The organism is Janibacter sp. Soil728, from assembly GCF_001428305.1.
Taxonomy (GTDB): domain Bacteria; phylum Actinomycetota; class Actinomycetes; order Actinomycetales; family Dermatophilaceae; genus Janibacter.
In genome coordinates, this window is record NZ_LMRZ01000006.1 from 66387 (window position 1) to 83491 (window position 17105).

Below are 17105 nucleotides of genomic sequence, written 5' to 3' on the forward strand. Positions count from 1 at the left end.
TCTCCTCGAGACCGTGCACCCCGGGCCTAGAGTGGCGACATGAGCGAGGTCAACCTCTCCGCACTCACGACGGAGGCGCTGGGCAAGTCCGACATCCTGTGGCTGCGACTGCCGGCGGGCGAGCGGCTCACGTGGTTCGCGACCGGCACCGAGGACCTCGACGGACGCGTCCTCCTCGTCTCCGGCGGCCCGGAGGCCGATCTCGGGCCCCTGCCCGAACAGCTGGAGATCGTCCTGCGCAGCAAGGGCAACGGCGGACGTCTGCTCACCCTGCGAGCGCGCGCGCAGTCGTTGACCTACGACAACCCGTGGTGGGACCCGGCCGCTGCCGTCCTGCTCACCAAGCGGCTCAACGCTCCGAGCGACCTGCTCCAGAGGTGGCGCAGCGAGTCGACGATCTGGCTGCTGGCTCCCTTCGGCGCGCCGGCGCAGGCCCCGGGACGTCCCGGCCCGGAGGGCAGCGCCCGTGCAGCGGCGCCCGTCACGGTCGGCGCCGCCGGCACCCGCGTGCGACGTCCGTGGCACCTCGGCGGGCGCGGCCGCCGCGGCTGACCGATCCTCGTCGTGCCCGCGGTTAGTCTGTGACCGTGAGTGCTCCCACCCGCTTCTACGTCGCGCGCCTGGCGAGTCTCAACGTCTTCGACCCCCTCGGTGACCAGGTCGGACGGGTGCGCGATGTCGTCGTCACCTTCTCCCCCTCCCGCCGGCCACGAGTCATCGGTCTGGTCGTCGAGGTCCCGGGACGTCGGCGCGTCTTCGTGCCGATGACCCGGGTGACCTCCGTCGAGGGCGGTCAGGTCATCACCACCGGTCTGGTCAACATGCGCCGCTTCGAGCAGCGCGCCACCGAGACCCTCGTCCTCGCCGACCTGCTCGAGCGCCCGGTCACCGTGCGCACCGACGACGGTCAGGTCGAGGCGACCGTCGAGGACGTCGGTGTCGAGCAGTCCGCCAGCCGCAACTGGACGGTGACCAAGGTCTTCGTCCGTGGCGGCCGGCAGTCGCGTCGGGGCCTCCTCGTGCGCCGCAGGGGCGAGACCTTCACGGTCCCCGTCGAGGACGTCACCGGCCTCTCCGCGTCGGTGAGCGCTGCAGAGCACTCCGCGGTCAAGCTGCTCGAGTCCGTCGAGGACCTCAAGGTCGCCGACCTCGCCGAGGTCGTCATCGACCTCGCCCCCGAGCGTCGCGAGGCGGTCATCGCGGCCCTCGACGACGATCGCCTGGCCGACATCATCCAAGAGCTCGGTGACGACGACCAGGGCGAGATCCTCGGCCTGCTCACCCAGTCACGCGCCGCCGACGTGCTCGAGGCGATGGACCCCGACGACGCGGCCGACCTCCTGGCCGTCCTGCCCCCCGAGCGGGCCGAGACGCTGCTGCAGCTGATGAAGCCCGACGACGCCGAGCCGCTGCGTCGTCTGCTCAGCTATGACGAGAACACCGCCGGTGGTCTGATGACCACCGAGCCCGTGGTGCTCGCGCCCGAGGACACCGTGGCCGAAGCCCTGGCCGTCGTGCGCCGTGAGGAGATCACCGCGGCGCTCGCTGCCACCGTCTACGTCTGCCGACCCCCGCTGGAGACCCCCACGGGCAAGTACCTCGGGATGATCCACATCCAGCGCCTGCTGCGTGAGCCCCCGCACGAGAGCATCGGCCGGTACCTCGACAAGGCGATCGACCCCCTTCGTCCGGAGGCTCCGCTCGGGCAGGTGACCCGCACGCTGGCGACCTACAACCTCATCTCGGCACCGGTCGTCGACGAGAGCGAGCGCCTCCTCGGCGCGGTCACGGTCGACGACGTCCTCGACCACATCCTCCCCGAGGACTGGCGCGAGGAAAGGCACGAGGTGAGCGATGACTGAGCGCCGCCAGAGCCGTGTGGACACCCCGCAGGAGGTGCGCCGGCAGCTGATCCGCCGCCCGTCCGCCTTCTCCACCGAGGCCTTCGGGGTGATCTCGGAGAAGTTCGCCCGCTTCATGGGCACGCCCAGGTTCCTCATCTGGATGTCGGTCTTCGTCATCGTGTGGCTGGCCTGGAACACCTTCGTGCCCGAGGCCGCCCAGTTCGACCCCCGCTCGCTCAACTACACCCTGCTGACGCTCATCCTGTCGCTGCAGGCCTCCTACGCCGCGCCCCTGATCCTCCTCGCGCAGAACCGTCAGGACGACCGCGACCGAGTGGCTCTGGAGCAGGACCGCGTGCAGGCCGAGCGGGCCCTGGCCGACACCGAGTACCTGACCCGTGAGGTGGCGGCACTGCGGATCGCCTTGCGCGATGCGGCGACCCGCGACTTCATCCGCAGCGAGCTGCGGGACCTGCTCGAGGAGATGGAACGCAAGAGCCTCGAGGTCAGGACCCGCGAGGACGAGGTGTCGGAGCCCAGACCCCGCTCCTGACGCCGGACCCGGGTATGGGGCCCGTCGACGCCGACCTACCATGGAGGAATGGCTCCCCATCCCACGATCACCGACGAGCAACTGCGCGCCGCACTCGAGACGGTCATCGACCCCGAGATCCGTCGTCCCATCACGGAGCTCGGCATGGTCGAGTCCGCCGCCGTCGACGTCAACGGCCTCGCCGCCGTCACCATCCTGCTCACGGTCTCCGGCTGTCCCATGAAGGACACGCTGACCAAGGACACCACCCAGGCGATGCTCGGCGTCGAGGGCGTCACCGACGTCAAGGTCACGCTGGGCGTGATGAACGACGAGCAGCGCTCCGAGCTCAAGACCCACCTGCGCGGCGGTCAGGCGGAGAAGGAGATCCCCTTCGCCAAGCCGGGCTCGTTGACCCGCGTCTACGCGATCGCCTCGGGCAAGGGAGGGGTCGGCAAGTCGTCGATCACCGCCAACCTCGCCGCTGCACTGGCGCAGGAGGGCCTGAAGGTGGGCGTCGTCGACGCCGACATCTACGGCTTCTCCATCCCGCGCATGCTCGGCGTCACGCACGCGCCGACCCAGGTCGACGACATGATCCTGCCGCCCATCGCCTCCGAGGTGAAGGTGATCTCGATCGGGATGTTCGTCCCCGGCAACCAGCCCGTCGTCTGGCGTGGCCCGATGCTCCACCGTGCGCTGCAGCAGTTCCTCGGTGACGTCTTCTGGGGCGACCTGGACGTCCTGCTGCTCGACCTGCCCCCGGGCACCGGCGACATCGCGATCTCCATCGCCCAGCTGATCCCCAACAGCGAGATCATCATCGTCACCACCCCGCAGCAGGCCGCCGCCGAGGTCGCCGAGCGGGCCGGCTCGATCGCCATGCAGACGCACCAGCGTCTCGTCGGCGTCATCGAGAACATGTCCTGGCTCGAGCTGCCCGACGGATCGCGCCAGGAGATCTTCGGCTCCGGTGGCGGTCAGGCCGTGTCCGACTCGCTGACCCGCACGGTCGGCGCCGATGTGCCGCTGCTCGGCCAGATCCCGCTCGACGTCTCCCTTCGCGAGGGCTCCGACAACGGCGACCCGGCCGTGCTGTCCAACCCCGACGGCGCCGCCGCGGTCGCACTGCGCGGCATCGCCCGTGGTCTGGCCACCCGCTCCCGCGGACTCGCCGGTCGCAGCCTGGGTCTGACCCCGATGGGTCGCTGAGCCCCGTCCCACCACGACGAGGGGGGGCCGAGGAGTTGAACTCCTCGGCCCCCCTTCGTCATGTCTGCAGCGGACTCAGGTGGCCTCGCGGTCCCACGGGGTACCGATCGGCAGCACGGCGACCGCAGCCGGCTCTGGGGCGTCCGACTCGTCCGAGCGGCTGGTGGTGGCCGGCTTGTCGTCGAACCGGAAGGCGTCGTCGAGGGGCTCCAGGAGCGCCTGCTTGACGATGCGCCGCGGGTCGTACTGACGCGGGTCGTACTGACGCCAGTCGAGGTCCTCGTACTCAGGACCCATCTGCTCCTTGAGCTGGATCTTGGCGTCGTTGGCCATCCGTCGCGCCTTGACGATGACGCGAGCCAGCTTGGCGGCGTACTCGGGCAGCTGCTTGGGGCCGAGGATGATGAAGGCCAGCAAGATCAGGACGAGGAACTCGCTCCCATGGACCGGCATCGGTCAGCCTTCCTTCGCCGCTTCGAGCGTCATCGTCAGCTCCTGGTCCTTGCCATCCCTACGCACCTTCAGGGTGACCTTATCCCCCACGGCCTTGGCCCTGATGCGCGTGATCAGCTGGTCGAGGTCGGTGATCCGCCGCCCGTCCATCTCCGTGATGAGATCGCCGGGCTCGATGCCCGCGTCGTCGGCCGGTCCGCCGGGGACGACAGCGTCACCGCCCGGCACGTCGGAGTCCTGGAGCACCTTGGCGCCCTCACCGCTCCAGCGCCGGTCCAGGCTCACGCCGATCATCGGGTGGACCGCCTTGCCGGTGGCGATGAGCTGGTCGACGGTGCGCACCACCACGTCGGAGGGGATGGCGAAGCCGACGCCGATCGATCCGGAGGCCTGACCCTGCCCGGGCACCTGCGCGATCGCGGAGTTGACGCCGATGACGTCGCCGTCGCTGTTGAGGAGCGGTCCGCCGGAGTTGCCGGGGTTGATCGCCGCGTCGGTCTGGATCGCGGAGATGAAGGACTCGTCGCCGGCCTCGCCCGCGGTGACCGGGCGCTCGAGCGCGGAGACGATTCCAGCGGTGACGGTGGACCCGAGCCCGAGGGGCGAACCCACGGCGACGACCTCGTCACCGACGACGACATCCCCGGAGGTGCCGATCGACAGCGGTTGCAGCGAATCGGGCTCCACCTTGAGCACGGCCAGGTCGTAGGAGGAGTCCTGGCCGACCACCTTGGCGGGCAGGCGGGTGCCGTCGGTCATCTCGATGCTCACCTTGCCGCTGGCGCCTGCGGCGTCGACGACGTGGTCATTGGTGACGATGTGGCCGCGGTCGTCATAGACCCACCCGGACCCGGTCCCTCCCCCACCGTTGCCGCGGACGCGCACCGTGACGACGCTCGGCACCGCATCGGCCGCGATGGCCGCGATCGACCCGTCCGGACGCTGTGTGGGGTTGCCGTCGCGCTGGACGATCGTCGGGCCGCCGCCGCTGTCGCCGAGCAGCGCACCACCGGCACCGCCGATGCCCCCGGCCAGCAGCGCGGCGGTCAGCGTCATCACGCCCGCGCCCACCCAGCCGGGTCCACGCCGCCGCCGAGGCGAAGGGGGGAGCTGCTGCGGGTGCGCCGTGCCCGCGGCCTGTGGGTAGGGAGCCTGCGGGTAGGGAGCCTGCGGGTAGGGAGCCTGTGGGTAGGCCCCGCTCATCACGGGGACGGCATTCGTCTGCTCATGGGGGCCGTCGCTGCTGGTCTGGCCGAAGGGCTGCCCGTAGGTCTGGGCCGGCTGGTCACCGACCGGTTGCTCGAAGGTCTCGTAGGGCAGGTAGGGGCTCTGCGGCACGGGTTGGGTGTGCTGGGCAGCGGCCTGCTCGGCAGCGTCGTGCTCGGCGCCGTGCGCGCTGCTCAGGTGACCATCGGCCGAGAAGGCCGGGCCTGCGGGCTCGGCGGGCGTGTCCGAGGGGCGGGGCTCTTCACCCGGGTGCGGAGAGCTCATGCTGCGATTCTGCCTTGTCGTGGGGGCCCCGGCGTCACAGGGTGCCGGTCACCGGGCGTGCCATCGGGAAGCCTGAACCACCACGGCGGCGGCTCTCGGTGCGTGTGGACGGGGCTGGCTGGCGGTGGCTGAGGCTCTCGCGCAGGAGGGCCCGGCCACGGTGGATGCGCGAGCGGACGGTGCCGAGCTTGATGTCGAGGGTCTCGGCGACCTCCTCGTAGGTCAGTCCCTCGATGTCGCAGAGGACGACGGCAGCGCGGAACTGCGGCGGCAGCTCGTCCAGTGCGCGCTGGATGTCGGCATCGAGGTGATGCTCCAGGTAGACCTGCTCCGGGCTGGCCGTCCCGCTGTGCAGCAGCGCCGCGAACTCGTCGGTCAGGGCATCGAAGCGCAACCTCTGCTTGCGGCGGGCGCGATCGAGGAAGAGGTTGGTCGTGATGCGGTGCAACCACCCCTCGAAGGTCCCGGGGGTGTAGCCGTCGAGCGAGCGGAAGACCCTGATGAAGACGTCGTGCGTGAGGTCCTCCGCATCGTGGACATTGCCGGTCAGCCGGTATGCCAGGCGGTAGACCCGGGCCCCGTGCTCCTCGACGACCTCGGTCCAGGTCGGCGGGACCCACTCGGGCCGGGTGTCGTCGGTGGTCGCGATATCGCTGCTCACGGTGTCCATGGTCACCGCCCAACCTGAAGGAAGTCTGGGGATGCGGACCCGGACTAGGGTGGACTCCCATGACCGCCGCACAGCTCAACAGCCATGCCTACGCCGAGCAGTTCATCCCCGAGGACGAGGCCGCCGAGGCCGCCCGTCGCACCGGGACCGAGCTCGGAGCGGTGCCGATCGGCACCGGTGGCGGAGCCGCCCTTCGCCTCCTCGCGGCCGCGGTCGGGGCCCGCCACGTCATCGAGGTCGGGACCGGGGCCGGGACCTCGGGCCTGTGGTTGCTCGGGGGCATGCCCGAGGACGGTGTGCTGACCTCCATCGAGATCGAGCCGGAGCACGCGCTGCGCGCGAAGCGCTCCTTCGCTGCTGCAGGCATCGCCGTGCAGCGCACCCGCGTCATCACGGGCCGCGCCCTCGACGTCCTGCCGCGGATGAACGACGCCTCCTACGACCTCGTGCACATCGACGCCGACAAGGAGGGCTACCCCGACTACGTCGAGCACGCCATCCGGCTGCTGCGGCCCGGTGGCGTCCTGGCCATGGACAACATGCTCTGGCACGACCGGGTCGCCGACCCCGCCTCACGCGAGGCGACGACCGTCCTGCTGCGCGACCTCGGCAAGCAGCTGCGCGACGACGAGCGGCTCATCCCCAGCCTGCTGCCGGTGGGCGACGGGCTCTTCGCGGCCGTCAAGCGCTGAGCGTCAGCGGCTTCCGGGACCGGGACCGCGCCGGAACTGCGCGGGCCCCTCGGCGATCGCGACGACCTCGAAGGGCGTGATCTCCGTCGGGGACGACCCGATGATCTGGCTGCCTGCGGAGTCGGCGGCCTTGCCGGTGAAGTCCTCGCAGAACTCGTCCCGGTCCTTGGCCGCGTCGAAGACATAGGTGCCCTCGAACCACTGCCCCTCGACCATCCGCCAGGTCTTGAAGGCCAGACCGTCGAGGAACATGAAGTTGGCCATCGAGGTCCCGACCACGTACTCGCGCAGCTGCGCGGCGACATCGGCAGGTGCGTCGGTCAGCGACCAACGGACGGCGAGTCCATATCCAGCGTTCATTCAGATCCCCTCGGGCCCGAGAGCCACGTCAGCAGTGTCCGAGCACCGTAACCAGTGGCTCCGATGCTGGGCATCCCCGTGTCATCATCCGAACGCTCCGAGCACGCGAGAGCCCCCGGACGCACGGCGTCCGGAGGCTCCTCGACGGGGGACTACTTCTTCTGCAGGCCCTCGCAGCTGTCGATGGCCTCACCGAGGGCGAGGACCTCGTCCGGCTTCATCTCGACGACGAGCCGGCCACCGCCCTCGAGCGGCATGCGCAGCACGATGCCGCGACCTTCCTTGACGACCTCGAGCGGGCCGTCCCCCGTGCGTGGCTTCATTGCCGCCATGTGCGTTCCCTTCGATCCAAAACCGACCGGTGCCTCACCGACCGGCGGCGCATTCGCGCCAACGCTTGCGCTCATTATCCACCCCTGCCACGCCGTCGGCCTAATCAGGGGGCTGGGCGTCACGGCGGGGTGACATGCCACGGGACGTAGGGCAGCAGTCCGCAGGACCAGGCGACGACACCGAGCGCCAGGAGGAGCACCACCACTGCGGCGCGACGCCGCCAGTGCCGCACGACCCGACCTCCGGTCGAGGTGCGCATCGTGACCGACGCCAGGAGCGCCATGAGCGGGAAGTCGAGCAGCAGGAAGCGCCACATGCTGGTGATCGGGCGCACGACCGCGAAGAGGTAGAGCGGGTAGACCAGCGCCCACATCCGCACCTCGATCGGGATCCACGCACCGTGTCGACCGATGACGAGCGCCAGGTAGGTCCCCACGAGAGCGACCATGACGATGACCGAGAAGAGGCCGCGCTGCTCCCACGCCCAGTTGAACCACAAGACGAAGGGGCCCTCGTCGGGGCGCTGCCCCCACGCGGCCTGCACCTGGAAGAAGGCATCCGGCAGTCCCGACAGGTACCCCACGGCGACCGGCCAGGCGACCCCCGAGACGGCGGTGGCCAGGCACATGACGACGATGCGCAGCCGGTCATGGGCGAAGGGAGCGGTGCCGCTGCCCCGCTCCTCCCGCCAGCGCAGCCACAGGTGTGCCAGCACCGCCAGTCCGAGCGGGGCGGCGGCAGCGCGGGTGAAACCGAGCAGGAGTACGAGGACCGCGACCGTGAGGTACCGGCCACGCATGAGCATCAGGAGCGAGCCCGCGATCAGGGCCGCCGCGAGCGCCTCCGTGTAGGGCAGGACCATCACCCCGGTGGCGGGGTAGAAGCACCACAGGGCGGCGGCCACGAAGGCGAGGCGTTCGCGGGCGGGCTGGCTGGCGGCGTGACCGGGGAAGCTCAGGACCTTCCACACCAGAAGGGTCGCGGCGGCGCCGAGTGCGAGGTTGAGCAGGACGGCCGAGGCGGTGAAGCCCAGACCGGTGAGCATGAGCAACCGGACCAGGGCGGGGAAGAGCGGGAAGAAGGCCCACGCGCTGTAGGTGATCTGTCCCGTCTCGGGGTCCGACGGAAGGGGGATGGGGTAGCCGTCGGTGACGATGCGCCGGTACCACTCGGTGTCCCACAGGCGGAACATGTCCGCCAGCCCCGGGTGGAGGTGACCGACCCCAGCGGGCGACTGGTAGTAGTGCGCTGCGATCCAGATCGCGAGCACCGCCACGACCCGGCTGACTGCGTAGATGACGAGCAGTGAGCGCACGGGACGCGCGAGCACGGCTCGGCCGAGCTCGGACCGGCCGGCAGAGGTGCGCCACCGCGCGGGACGGGGGTGCCCCCCTTCGCCGGCGGTGGTCGCGGTGTCAGAGGAGGTCGGTGCCGTCATCACGCCGCTCGACGGGGCGCTCTGCGCGCTCCTCCAGCTCGGCGACCCGCCGCTGGAGCTGGTCGAGGACCTCGTCGACCTGGTCCATGCGGTACCCGCGCAGTGCGGTGTCGAAGCGGATCTGGTCGACGTCTGCTGCCCGCCAGTCGGTGTCGGGCAGCCCGTGGTGGGGCGAGGTGCCGACGGCCGGGGCCATCGGGTCCGGGCTGAGGTGACCGGTGAGCACCGCGGCGAAGACCACGACGACGAGGACGGCGACGAGGGCGAAGAGGATCCAGACCATCGACTACTCCGGCTGCTTCGGGGTCTCGGGACGCACCCGCGCCGACTCCCTCTTGACGTACTCGACGGCGTCGACGAGGTCGTCGGTGACGTAGAGCCGGTCGAGGTCGTCTGGGCTGATCATGCCGCCCTCGAGCACGGAGTCGCGCAGCCAGTCGATGAGGCCGGCCCAGTACTGGGTGCCGATCAGGACGATCGGGAAGCTGGTCACCTTGCCGGTCTGGGCGAGGGTTACGGCCTCGAAGACCTCGTCGAGGGTGCCGAAGCCGCCGGGGAGGACGAGGAAGCCCTCGCTGTACTTGACGAACATCGTCTTGCGGGCGAAGAAGTAGCGGAAGTTGATGCCGAGGTCGCAGTACGGGTTCAGGCCGGCCTCGAAGGGCAGCTCGATCCCGAGCCCGACGCTCGTGCTGCCGCCCTCGCGAGCGCCGCGGTTGGCGGCCTCCATCGCACCCGGGCCTCCCCCGGTGATGACGGCGTACCCGGCCTCGGCGACGAGTCGGCCGAGCTCGATCCCGTCCGCGTAGCGCGGGGAGTCGACGGGGGTGCGGGCGCTGCCGAAGATGCTCACGGCCGGTCCGAGCTCGGCGAGCGCGCCGAAGCCCTCGACGAACTCGGCCTGGATGCGCAGCACCCGCCAGGGGTCGGTGTGCAACCAGTCGGCGTGACCCTTGTCGTCGAGGAGACGCTGGTCGGTCGTCGACTTGGGCACCTGCCGACCACGCATGAGCACGGGGCCCTTGTGGTACCAGCGCTCTGAGTTCTTCCCCTGATCCGTCACGGTCGCGACCCTACGCGAGCCAGCGCAGCACGGCCTGCTCCGCGGTGACGATCTGCTCGACCGGGCAGCGCTCCTCGTCGTGGTGTGCGAGGTTGGGGTCGCCGGGACCGAAGTTGACCGCCGGGATGCCCAACGTGGAGAAGCGCGCGACGTCCGTCCACCCCTCCTTGGGCCCGACGGGGACGTCGAGGGCGGCGACGAAGGCCTGCGCCGCCGGCAGGTCGAGTCCGGGTCGGGCGCCCTCGGCCATGTCGCGCACGTGCAGCTCGCGGCCGGGCAGGACGGTCTGCACGTAGGCCAGCGCAGCCTCCGCGTCCTTGTCCGGGGCGAAGCGGTAGTTGATGAGCACGGTGCAGCTGTCGGGGATGACATTGCCCGCGATGCCGCCGGTGATCCCGACGGCCTGGAGCGCCTCGTGGTAGTCCAGCCCGTCGACGTGGACGGTGAGCTCCTCGTGCGCGGCGAGCGCGGCGAGGACCTCGTGGGCGTCGTGGATGGCGTTGTGGCCGTTCCACGGGCGGGCCGAGTGCGCGGCGATGCCCTTGAGGCGCACCTCGACCCGCATCGTGCCCTTGCAGCCGCCCTCGACCTCGGCGTTGGTGGGTTCGAGGAGGACGGCGAAGTCCCCGGCCAGCAGCTCGGGGTCGGACTCGGCGAGCAGCTGCAGCCCGTTGTGGACCGCGTCGACCTCCTCGGCCTCGTAGAAGAGGAAGGTGATGTCCCGGCTCGGCTCCTCGATGAGGGCGGCCTTCAGCTGGACGGCAACGCCTCCCTTCATGTCGACCGTGCCGCGGCCCCACAGGACGTCGACGCCGCCGACCTGCTCGCGGCGGACGGGCAGGTTGGCCGGCTCGCTCGTGAGCGGCACGGTGTCGATGTGCCCGGCGAGCACGACGCGCTCCTCGCGCCCGAGGTGGGTACGGGCGATGACGGTGTTGCCCCGGCGGATCACCTCGAGATGGCGAAGGGGGGTCAGCACCGCCTCGACAGCGTCCGCGATCGCCGCCTCGTCATGGCTGACCGACTCGATGTCGCACAGCTGCTGGGTGAGGGTCACGACGTCGGCGGTGAGGTCCAGGCTCGGCATGCCCGCCAGCCTATGGCGTCCGGCCCGACCCGCTGTCGGCACCCGGCGTCGGCATCCGAGATCCCGTCCCTGCCGCTCCAGCCGTGACTCACGCGGTGAATCGCCATGCGGTCTCGGCGCCCGGGAGCCTCGTCTCGGGCCCTCCGGCCGTGACTCACGCCGTGCATCGATGCATGGGATGAGTCACGGCCGGAGGTGCTGGAGACCCCTTGCAGCGTCCCTCGGGAAGCCCGCGCCGGGCCATTGACCAGACTCAGCGCCATTGACCAGACTCAGCGTTGCGCACCCCTCGCCGAAGCGTGCGGTCCTTCCACAGGGCGTGAGGACCTCCGGCCGTGCGGCGCCCGGGCACCGAGGATGGGGCATGGCCCCCGATCCGGACCCCGACCCCGCCGCCGAACCAGGCCGCGTCGCTGAACCAGACCGCGTCGCTGAACCTGACGCGGTCCTGTGCCCGATGCCCTGCGACCGGTGCGACGAGATGGGCCCCGGCGGTTGCGAGGACTGCCTCGACTGCCTCCTCTGGCCGGAGGTCCCCCCGGCCAGCTCGCCCCGCGAGATCGCGCCGCCCACGGGAGCGATGGCCCCCACGATGACCGAGGACCTGCGTCGCCTCCGGACTGCCCTCGACATCGGCGCACGCATCGGGTTGGTGAGCCGCCGCTACCGCCGCGAGCACGACCTGAGCCAGCGGATGCTCGCCGACGAGCTCGGCTGGACCCAGCCGAGCGTCAACCGGGCAGAGCGCGATGCGGCGCCGTTGAGCCTGCGTCGGGCCGGAGCCTTCCTGAGGCACCTGGGCTACCGGCTGGCCGTCGTGCCCGTCCACTGCGACGCGGCGGTCGCCCTGGGGGAGGATCCGGACGAGGCCTGGGGCGCGCCCGACCTGATCGCCCGGGACGCCCTCGGCCGGCGTCCGCCGCCCCACGCCGAGGTCTCGTGGAACCCGGCCATCGACCGGAGGCTGATGGCGGGCGCCCGCGGTCACGAGAATCCATGGACCTGGCGTGTCCACAGGCAGCAAGCAGTTGTCAGGTGCGCGGCGGGGTTTCGTAGGATCGGGTCCATGACGACGACGCGCGCAGCCTGGGGCCATGGAGTGGCCACCGTGACGACCGATGGATCGGTCCTGGACACCTGGTACCCGGAGCCGACCCTGGGCGAGGCCCCGGAGGCCGTCCAGGTGCCCGCGGAGCTGCTGGCACTCGCAGGCGAGGACGAGGCCCGCGGTGTCCGCACCGAGGTCGTCACCATCGCCATCGACCTCGACGCCGCTCCCGAGGGCGCGTCCGATGCCTACCTGCGCCTGCACCTGCTCTCCCACCGCCTCGTGGCGCCCAACTCGATCAACCTCGACGGCCTCTTCGGTCAGCTGAACAATGTCGTGTGGACCAACCACGGTCCGTGCCCTGTCGAGGGCTTCGAGACCACCCGCGCCCGGCTGCGCGCCCGCGGACCCGTCCAGGTGACGAGCATCGACAAGTTCCCCCGCCTCACCGACTACGTCACCCCCGCCGGCGTGCGCATCGGCGACGCCGACCGCGTCCGCCTGGGCGCTCACCTCGCCTCCGGCACGACCGTCATGCACGAGGGCTTCGTCAACTTCAACGCCGGAACCCTGGGCACCTCCATGGTCGAGGGCCGGATCAGCCAGGGCGTCGTCGTCGGCGACGGCTCCGACATCGGCGGAGGCGCCTCGACGATGGGCACCCTCTCGGGCGGCGGCACGCAGCGCGTCTCGATCGGCGAGCGCTGCCTCGTCGGCGCGGAGGCGGGCGTGGGCATCGCGCTGGGCGACGACTGCGTCGTCGAGGCGGGCCTCTACGTCACCGCCGGGACCAAGGTCACCCTGCCCGACGGCACCGTCGTCAAGGCAGCCGAGCTCTCCGGCCGCAACGGCCTGCTCTTCGTCCGCAACTCCGTCACCGGCACCGTAGAGGCCCGCGACCGCACCGGCCACGGCATCGCGCTCAACGACGCGCTGCACGCCAACGACTGATCGTGCCCCGACGCGAGCACCCACCCCTGGCCGACGAGCGTGGCCCCCGGTGGCCCACCGCTGTGGCGATCGTGTGCGTGCTCGCGCTCGTCGTGGGCATCGGGGTGTGGTTCGCCCGGGACCGCATCGGCCTCTTCCGCAGCGAGGAGTGCCGGGCGACCGCACTGCAGCAGAGCGTGAACTTCCAACCGGAACAGATGCACCACGCGAGCACCATCGTCCTCATCGCGGTCAAGCGCGGGATGCCCGCACGCGCCGGCAGCATCGGCATTGCCACGGCCATCCAGGAGTCCAAGCTGCGCAACCTCTCCTACGGTGACCGCGACTCGGTGGGCCTCTTCCAGCAGCGGCCGAGCCAGGGCTGGGGCACCGTGGAGCAGCTGCAGGAGCCCGTCTTCGCCACCAACGCCTTCTACGACGCACTGGTCAAGGTCGACGGCTGGCAGGACATGGTGATCACCGAGATCGCCCAGGAGGTCCAGCGCAGCGGCTATCCCGAGGCCTACGCCGACCACGAGCAAGAAGGCCGGATCATCGCCTCCGCCATGAGCGGCCACTCCCCCGAGGGCTTCGTCTGCCGGCTCGACGACCCGACGGCCGCTGGCCGCCCCGACACCTTCGTGCGGGCGCTGTCCGAGGAGACCGGGCAGACGGGCACCGCCGCAGGGCAGGTCATCACGGTCACCGCCACGGACGACCGCCACGCCTGGGCGATCGGCGCCTGGTCGGTCGCCCAGGCCAAGGCCCGCAATGTCCTCTCGGTGCAGGTCGGCGCGCGGCAGTGGACGCGAGGCGGAGGTGACGGCGCCATGCAGTGGACCGACGCCACGACTCCTGTCCCCGCCGGCCAGGTCGTCGTCACCCTCCACCAGGGCTGAGCCCTCCCCCCTTCCTGCATTGCCATAGGGGAATGCAGCGACCCCCTCCGCCCGCTCCCCCCTTCCTGCATTGCCATAGGGGAATGCAGCGACCCCCTCCGCCCGTGAGGACGAAGGGGGTGCTGTGCGTCTTGTGACGCGGTGGCGCGCCGTGGGTCAGCGGTTGTCCATGCCCACGTAGTCGCGCTCGGTGGGACCGGTGTAGATCTGGCGCGGACGGCCGATCTTGGTGTCCGGGTCCTCGATCATCTCGCGCCACTGGGCGATCCAGCCCGGGAGGCGACCGATCGCGAAGAGCGCGGTGAACATCTTCGGCTGGAAGCCCATGGCCGTGTAGATCAGGCCCGTGTAGAAGTCCACGTTGGGGTAGAGCTTGCGCTCGACGAAGTAGTCGTCGGCCAGCGCGATCTCCTCGAGCTTCATGGCGATGTCGAGCTGCTCGCCGCCACCCATCTTCTCGAGGATGGAGTGCGCCGTCTCCTTGACGATCGCGGCGCGCGGGTCGTAGCTCTTGTAGACGCGGTGCCCGAAGCCCATGAGCCGGACGCCGTCCTCCTTGTTCTTCACCCGCTTCATGAAGGTCTCGGCACCGTCATCGGAGGCCTTGATCTTGTCGAGCATCTCCAGGACGGCCTGGTTGGCGCCACCGTGCAGCGGGCCCGAGAGGGCGTGGATGCCCGCGGAGACCGAGTTGAACATGTTGGCGTGGGCCGAGCCGACCAGACGCACGGTCGACGTGGAGCAGTTCTGCTCGTGGTCGGCGTGCAGGATGAAGAGCTGGTCGAGCGCAGCGACGATCTCGGGGTCGAGGTCGTAGGGCTCGGCCGGGAAGCCGAAGGTCATCCGCAGGAAGTTCTCGGTCAGGCTGAGCGAGTTGTCCGGGTAGAGGAAGGGCTGGCCGACGCTCTTCTTGTGCGCGTAGGCGGCGATGGTCGGCAGCTTCGCCAGGAGGCGGATGGTCGAGATCTCGACCTGCTCCGGGTCGAAGGGGTCGAGGCTGTCCTGGTAGAAGGTGCCCAGTGCCGAGACGGCGGAGGACAGCACCGGCATCGGGTGCGCGTCCCGCGGGAAACCGTTGAAGAAGGCCTTGAGGTCCTCGTGGAGCATCGTGTGGCGCGAGATGCGCTCCTCGAAGCCACCGAGCTGGTCGGCCGTGGGGAGCTCGCCGTAGATGAGCAGGTAGGCGACCTCGACGAAGGTCGACTTGCCCGCCAGCTGCTCGATCGGGTACCCGCGATAGCGCAGGATGCCGGCGTCACCGTCGATGTAGGTGATGTCGCTCTTGCAGGAGGCGGTGTTGACGAAACCGACGTCGAGCGTCGTGTTACCGGTCTCCTTCATCAGCGAGGAGATGTCGTATCCGTCGTTGCCCTCGTTGGCCGTGACGAGGGGGAAGGTCAGGTCCTTGCCTGCGGCGGAGAAGGTGGCATCAGCGGTCATAGGTATCTGCCCTTCAGTCGTTCCGTGCCGCGGAGGCGGTGGCCCCGGGCATGCGGTTTCATCCCAAAACTACCTCAGCGGTGGCCTGGATCACCACGCGGGTACCACCCAGCGGACTGCCGTGTGTGCTTCAGGCGGACAGCCGGGCGGCCGCCGCCGCGATGCGCTCGTCGCTCGCCGACAGCGCGACCCGCACGTGCTGAGCACCCGCAGCGCCGTAGAAGTCACCGGGTGCCACGAGGATGCCCAGATCGGCCAACCGGTCGAGCGTGACCCGGCAGGGTTCCCCCGCGGTCGCCCACAGGTAGAGGCCGGCGGCGGAGTCGTCGATGCGCATGCCGAAGCCTTCGAGGGCAGGGCGCAGCACCTCGCGCCGCGCCAGGTAACGCTCCCGTTGTGCGGCGACGTGCTCGTCGTCGCGCACGGCCGCGAGCAGCGCGCGCTGCACGGGCCAGGGCACGATCATCCCGGCGTGCTTGCGCACCTCGAGCAGCTGCTTCACGAGCGTCGGGTCACCGGCGACGAAAGCCGCCCGGTAGCCGGCGAGGTTGGACTGCTTGGACGTCGAGTAGACGGCGAGCAGGCCCTCGGTGGACCCCCCGGTGACGCGCGGGTCGAGGATCGACGGGGTCGTCGGCAGCTCGGCGTAGGACTGCTGGCGCTCCTGCTCCGAGCGCCAGTCCAGCTCGGCGTAGCACTCGTCCGAGGCAACGACGACGCCACGCGCTCGGGCCCACGCGACGACCTTGGCCAGGTGCTCGACACCCAGGACCTTGCCCGTCGGGTTGCTCGGGGTGTTGAGCCACAGCAGCTTGGGTGCGCTCGAGGAGGTCGTCGGGCCGAAGGCCGTCGTGGCATCAGCAGCGAAGGGGGTCGCCCCCGCGATCCGTGCGCCCACGTCATAGGTCGGGTAGGCGACCCGGGGGAACCCGACGATGTCACCGGCCCCCAGGCCGAGCAGGGTGGGCAGCCACGCGACGAGCTCCTTGGAGCCGATGGTCGGCATGATGCCGTCCGGGTCCAGGCCGGGCGCACCGCGGCGGCGGGCGAACCAGTCGGCGATGCCTTCGCGCAGGTCCGGCGTGCCCCACGTCTGCGGGTAACCGGGCGCGTCAGCGGCCTCGCGCAACGCGTCCTGGACGACCTCTGGGGTCGCGTCGACGGGGGTGCCGACCGACAGGTCGACGATGCCCTCCCCCTTCGCCTCGTCCGACGATGAAAAGGCTCTCGCCCGCTCCTTGGCAGGAGCGAGCGAGTCCCAGGGAAAGTCAGGCAGCGACGAGATCACTCGTCGTGCTCCTGCGGGGGCAGCGCCGCGACAATCGGGTGGTCCTTGTCGATCATGCCCATCTTGGCCGCACCACCGGGGCTGCCGAGGTCGTCGAAGAACTCGACATTGGCCTTGTAGAAGTCGGCCCACTCCTCGGGGGTGTCGTCCTCGTAGTAGATGGCCTCCACGGGGCACACCGGCTCGCAGGCGCCGCAGTCGACGCACTCGTCGGGGTGGATGTAGAGACTGCGCTTGCCCTCGTAGATGCAGTCGACGGGGCATTCCTCGATGCAGGCCTTGTCCTTGAGGTCTACACACGGCTGCGCGATCACGTACGTCATGC

The 17105-nt window shown here is 70.4% G+C and carries 19 protein-coding genes and 1 pseudogene; 8 read left to right on the forward strand and 12 right to left on the reverse strand.

Annotated features, from left to right (window positions below; translation table 11 throughout):
• The first annotated feature begins 39 nt into the window (after positions 1-39).
• Genes ASG73_RS13535 through ASG73_RS13550 form a run of 4 tightly spaced genes read left to right on the forward strand, consistent with a single transcriptional unit; the run spans position 40 to position 3588 of the window.
• Complete coding sequence (locus ASG73_RS13535; RefSeq protein ID WP_055996280.1) at positions 40-552, forward strand: hypothetical protein; 513 nt, start codon at positions 40-42, stop codon at positions 550-552.
• A 35-nt stretch (positions 553-587) separates the two neighbouring features.
• A complete protein-coding gene (locus ASG73_RS13540; RefSeq protein ID WP_055997522.1) occupies positions 588-1862 on the forward strand; it encodes a magnesium transporter MgtE N-terminal domain-containing protein in 1275 nt (424 codons plus the stop codon).
• Complete coding sequence (locus ASG73_RS13545; RefSeq protein WP_055996283.1) at positions 1855-2397, forward strand: DUF1003 domain-containing protein; 543 nt, start codon at positions 1855-1857, stop codon at positions 2395-2397. Before ASG73_RS13540 ends, ASG73_RS13545 begins: the two co-directional genes overlap by 8 nt.
• 48 nt (positions 2398-2445) lie before the next feature.
• Positions 2446-3588, forward strand: a complete 1143-nt coding sequence (locus ASG73_RS13550) for an Mrp/NBP35 family ATP-binding protein (RefSeq protein ID WP_055996286.1) — start codon at positions 2446-2448, stop codon at positions 3586-3588.
• 75 nt (positions 3589-3663) lie between these two features.
• Here the strand turns inward: ASG73_RS13550 and ASG73_RS13555 are convergent, their stop codons facing one another.
• Genes ASG73_RS13555 through sigE form a run of 3 tightly spaced genes read right to left on the reverse strand, consistent with a single transcriptional unit; the run spans position 3664 to position 6202 of the window.
• Complete coding sequence (locus tag ASG73_RS13555) at positions 3664-4041, reverse strand: hypothetical protein (RefSeq protein ID WP_156466299.1); 378 nt, start codon at positions 4039-4041, stop codon at positions 3664-3666.
• Positions 4042-4044: 3 nt separating this feature from the next.
• Positions 4045-5532: a trypsin-like peptidase domain-containing protein gene (locus ASG73_RS13560; RefSeq protein WP_235499460.1), complete on the reverse strand. Its 1488-nt coding sequence runs from the start codon at positions 5530-5532 to the stop codon at positions 4045-4047.
• Between the two features lie 34 nt (positions 5533-5566).
• The gene (gene sigE, locus ASG73_RS13565; RefSeq protein ID WP_055997525.1) at positions 5567-6202 is read right to left on the reverse strand and encodes an RNA polymerase sigma factor SigE; all 636 of its coding nucleotides are present in this window, start codon (positions 6200-6202) and stop codon (positions 5567-5569) included.
• Positions 6203-6261: 59 nt separating this feature from the next.
• On the opposite strand from sigE, the gene ASG73_RS13570 reads away from it, so the two are divergent.
• The gene (locus tag ASG73_RS13570; protein WP_055996289.1) at positions 6262-6894 is read left to right on the forward strand and encodes an O-methyltransferase; all 633 of its coding nucleotides are present in this window, start codon (positions 6262-6264) and stop codon (positions 6892-6894) included.
• 3 nt (positions 6895-6897) lie between these two features.
• Here ASG73_RS13570 and ASG73_RS13575 read toward each other — a convergent pair whose 3' ends face one another.
• The 6 genes from ASG73_RS13575 to dapE all read right to left on the reverse strand — a co-directional run bounded on the left by ASG73_RS13575 (position 6898) and on the right by dapE (position 11175).
• The gene (locus tag ASG73_RS13575) at positions 6898-7254 is read right to left on the reverse strand and encodes a hypothetical protein (protein WP_055996292.1); all 357 of its coding nucleotides are present in this window, start codon (positions 7252-7254) and stop codon (positions 6898-6900) included.
• Between the two features lie 152 nt (positions 7255-7406).
• The gene (locus ASG73_RS13580; protein ID WP_055996295.1) at positions 7407-7586 is read right to left on the reverse strand and encodes a DUF3117 domain-containing protein; all 180 of its coding nucleotides are present in this window, start codon (positions 7584-7586) and stop codon (positions 7407-7409) included.
• A 119-nt stretch (positions 7587-7705) separates the two neighbouring features.
• On the reverse strand, positions 7706-9025 hold the full coding sequence (locus tag ASG73_RS13585) for a hypothetical protein (RefSeq protein ID WP_055996298.1): 1320 nt from the start codon (positions 9023-9025) through the stop codon (positions 7706-7708).
• Positions 9003-9308 carry a DivIVA domain-containing protein gene (locus ASG73_RS13590; RefSeq protein ID WP_055996300.1) on the reverse strand — a complete coding sequence of 102 codons (306 nt, stop codon included), beginning with the start codon at positions 9306-9308 and terminating at the stop codon, positions 9003-9005. Before ASG73_RS13590 ends, ASG73_RS13585 begins: the two co-directional genes overlap by 23 nt.
• Positions 9309-9311: 3 nt before the next feature.
• Positions 9312-10088 carry a TIGR00730 family Rossman fold protein gene (locus ASG73_RS13595; RefSeq protein WP_055996303.1) on the reverse strand — a complete coding sequence of 259 codons (777 nt, stop codon included), beginning with the start codon at positions 10086-10088 and terminating at the stop codon, positions 9312-9314.
• A gap of 10 nt (positions 10089-10098) precedes the next feature.
• Entirely contained in the window at positions 10099-11175 is a 1077-nt protein-coding gene (dapE, locus tag ASG73_RS13600) for a succinyl-diaminopimelate desuccinylase (RefSeq protein WP_055996306.1), read from the reverse strand.
• 592 nt (positions 11176-11767) lie between these two features.
• On the opposite strand from dapE, the pseudogene ASG73_RS18505 reads away from it, so the two are divergent.
• The 3 genes and pseudogenes from ASG73_RS18505 to ASG73_RS13610 form a co-directional block, all read left to right on the forward strand.
• Positions 11768-11977, forward strand: a pseudogene (locus ASG73_RS18505) (helix-turn-helix domain-containing protein); the annotation flags it as partial.
• A 264-nt stretch (positions 11978-12241) separates the two neighbouring features.
• Positions 12242-13174: a 2,3,4,5-tetrahydropyridine-2,6-dicarboxylate N-succinyltransferase gene (gene dapD / locus ASG73_RS18430; RefSeq protein ID WP_055997529.1), complete on the forward strand. Its 933-nt coding sequence runs from the start codon at positions 12242-12244 to the stop codon at positions 13172-13174.
• A gap of 2 nt (positions 13175-13176) precedes the next feature.
• Complete coding sequence (locus ASG73_RS13610) at positions 13177-14052, forward strand: hypothetical protein (protein WP_156466300.1); 876 nt, start codon at positions 13177-13179, stop codon at positions 14050-14052.
• Positions 14053-14208: 156 nt separating this feature from the next.
• Here the strand turns inward: ASG73_RS13610 and ASG73_RS13615 are convergent, their stop codons facing one another.
• The 3 genes from ASG73_RS13615 to fdxA form a co-directional block, all read right to left on the reverse strand.
• Positions 14209-15492 carry a citrate synthase gene (locus ASG73_RS13615; RefSeq protein WP_055996309.1) on the reverse strand — a complete coding sequence of 428 codons (1284 nt, stop codon included), beginning with the start codon at positions 15490-15492 and terminating at the stop codon, positions 14209-14211.
• A gap of 130 nt (positions 15493-15622) precedes the next feature.
• Positions 15623-16780, reverse strand: coding sequence for a succinyldiaminopimelate transaminase (gene dapC / locus ASG73_RS13620; protein ID WP_055996312.1), 1158 nt, complete (start codon positions 16778-16780; stop codon positions 15623-15625).
• Complete coding sequence (gene fdxA, locus ASG73_RS13625; protein ID WP_007923767.1) at positions 16777-17103, reverse strand: ferredoxin; 327 nt, start codon at positions 17101-17103, stop codon at positions 16777-16779. Before fdxA ends, dapC begins: the two co-directional genes overlap by 4 nt.
• Positions 17104-17105: the final 2 nt, after the last annotated feature.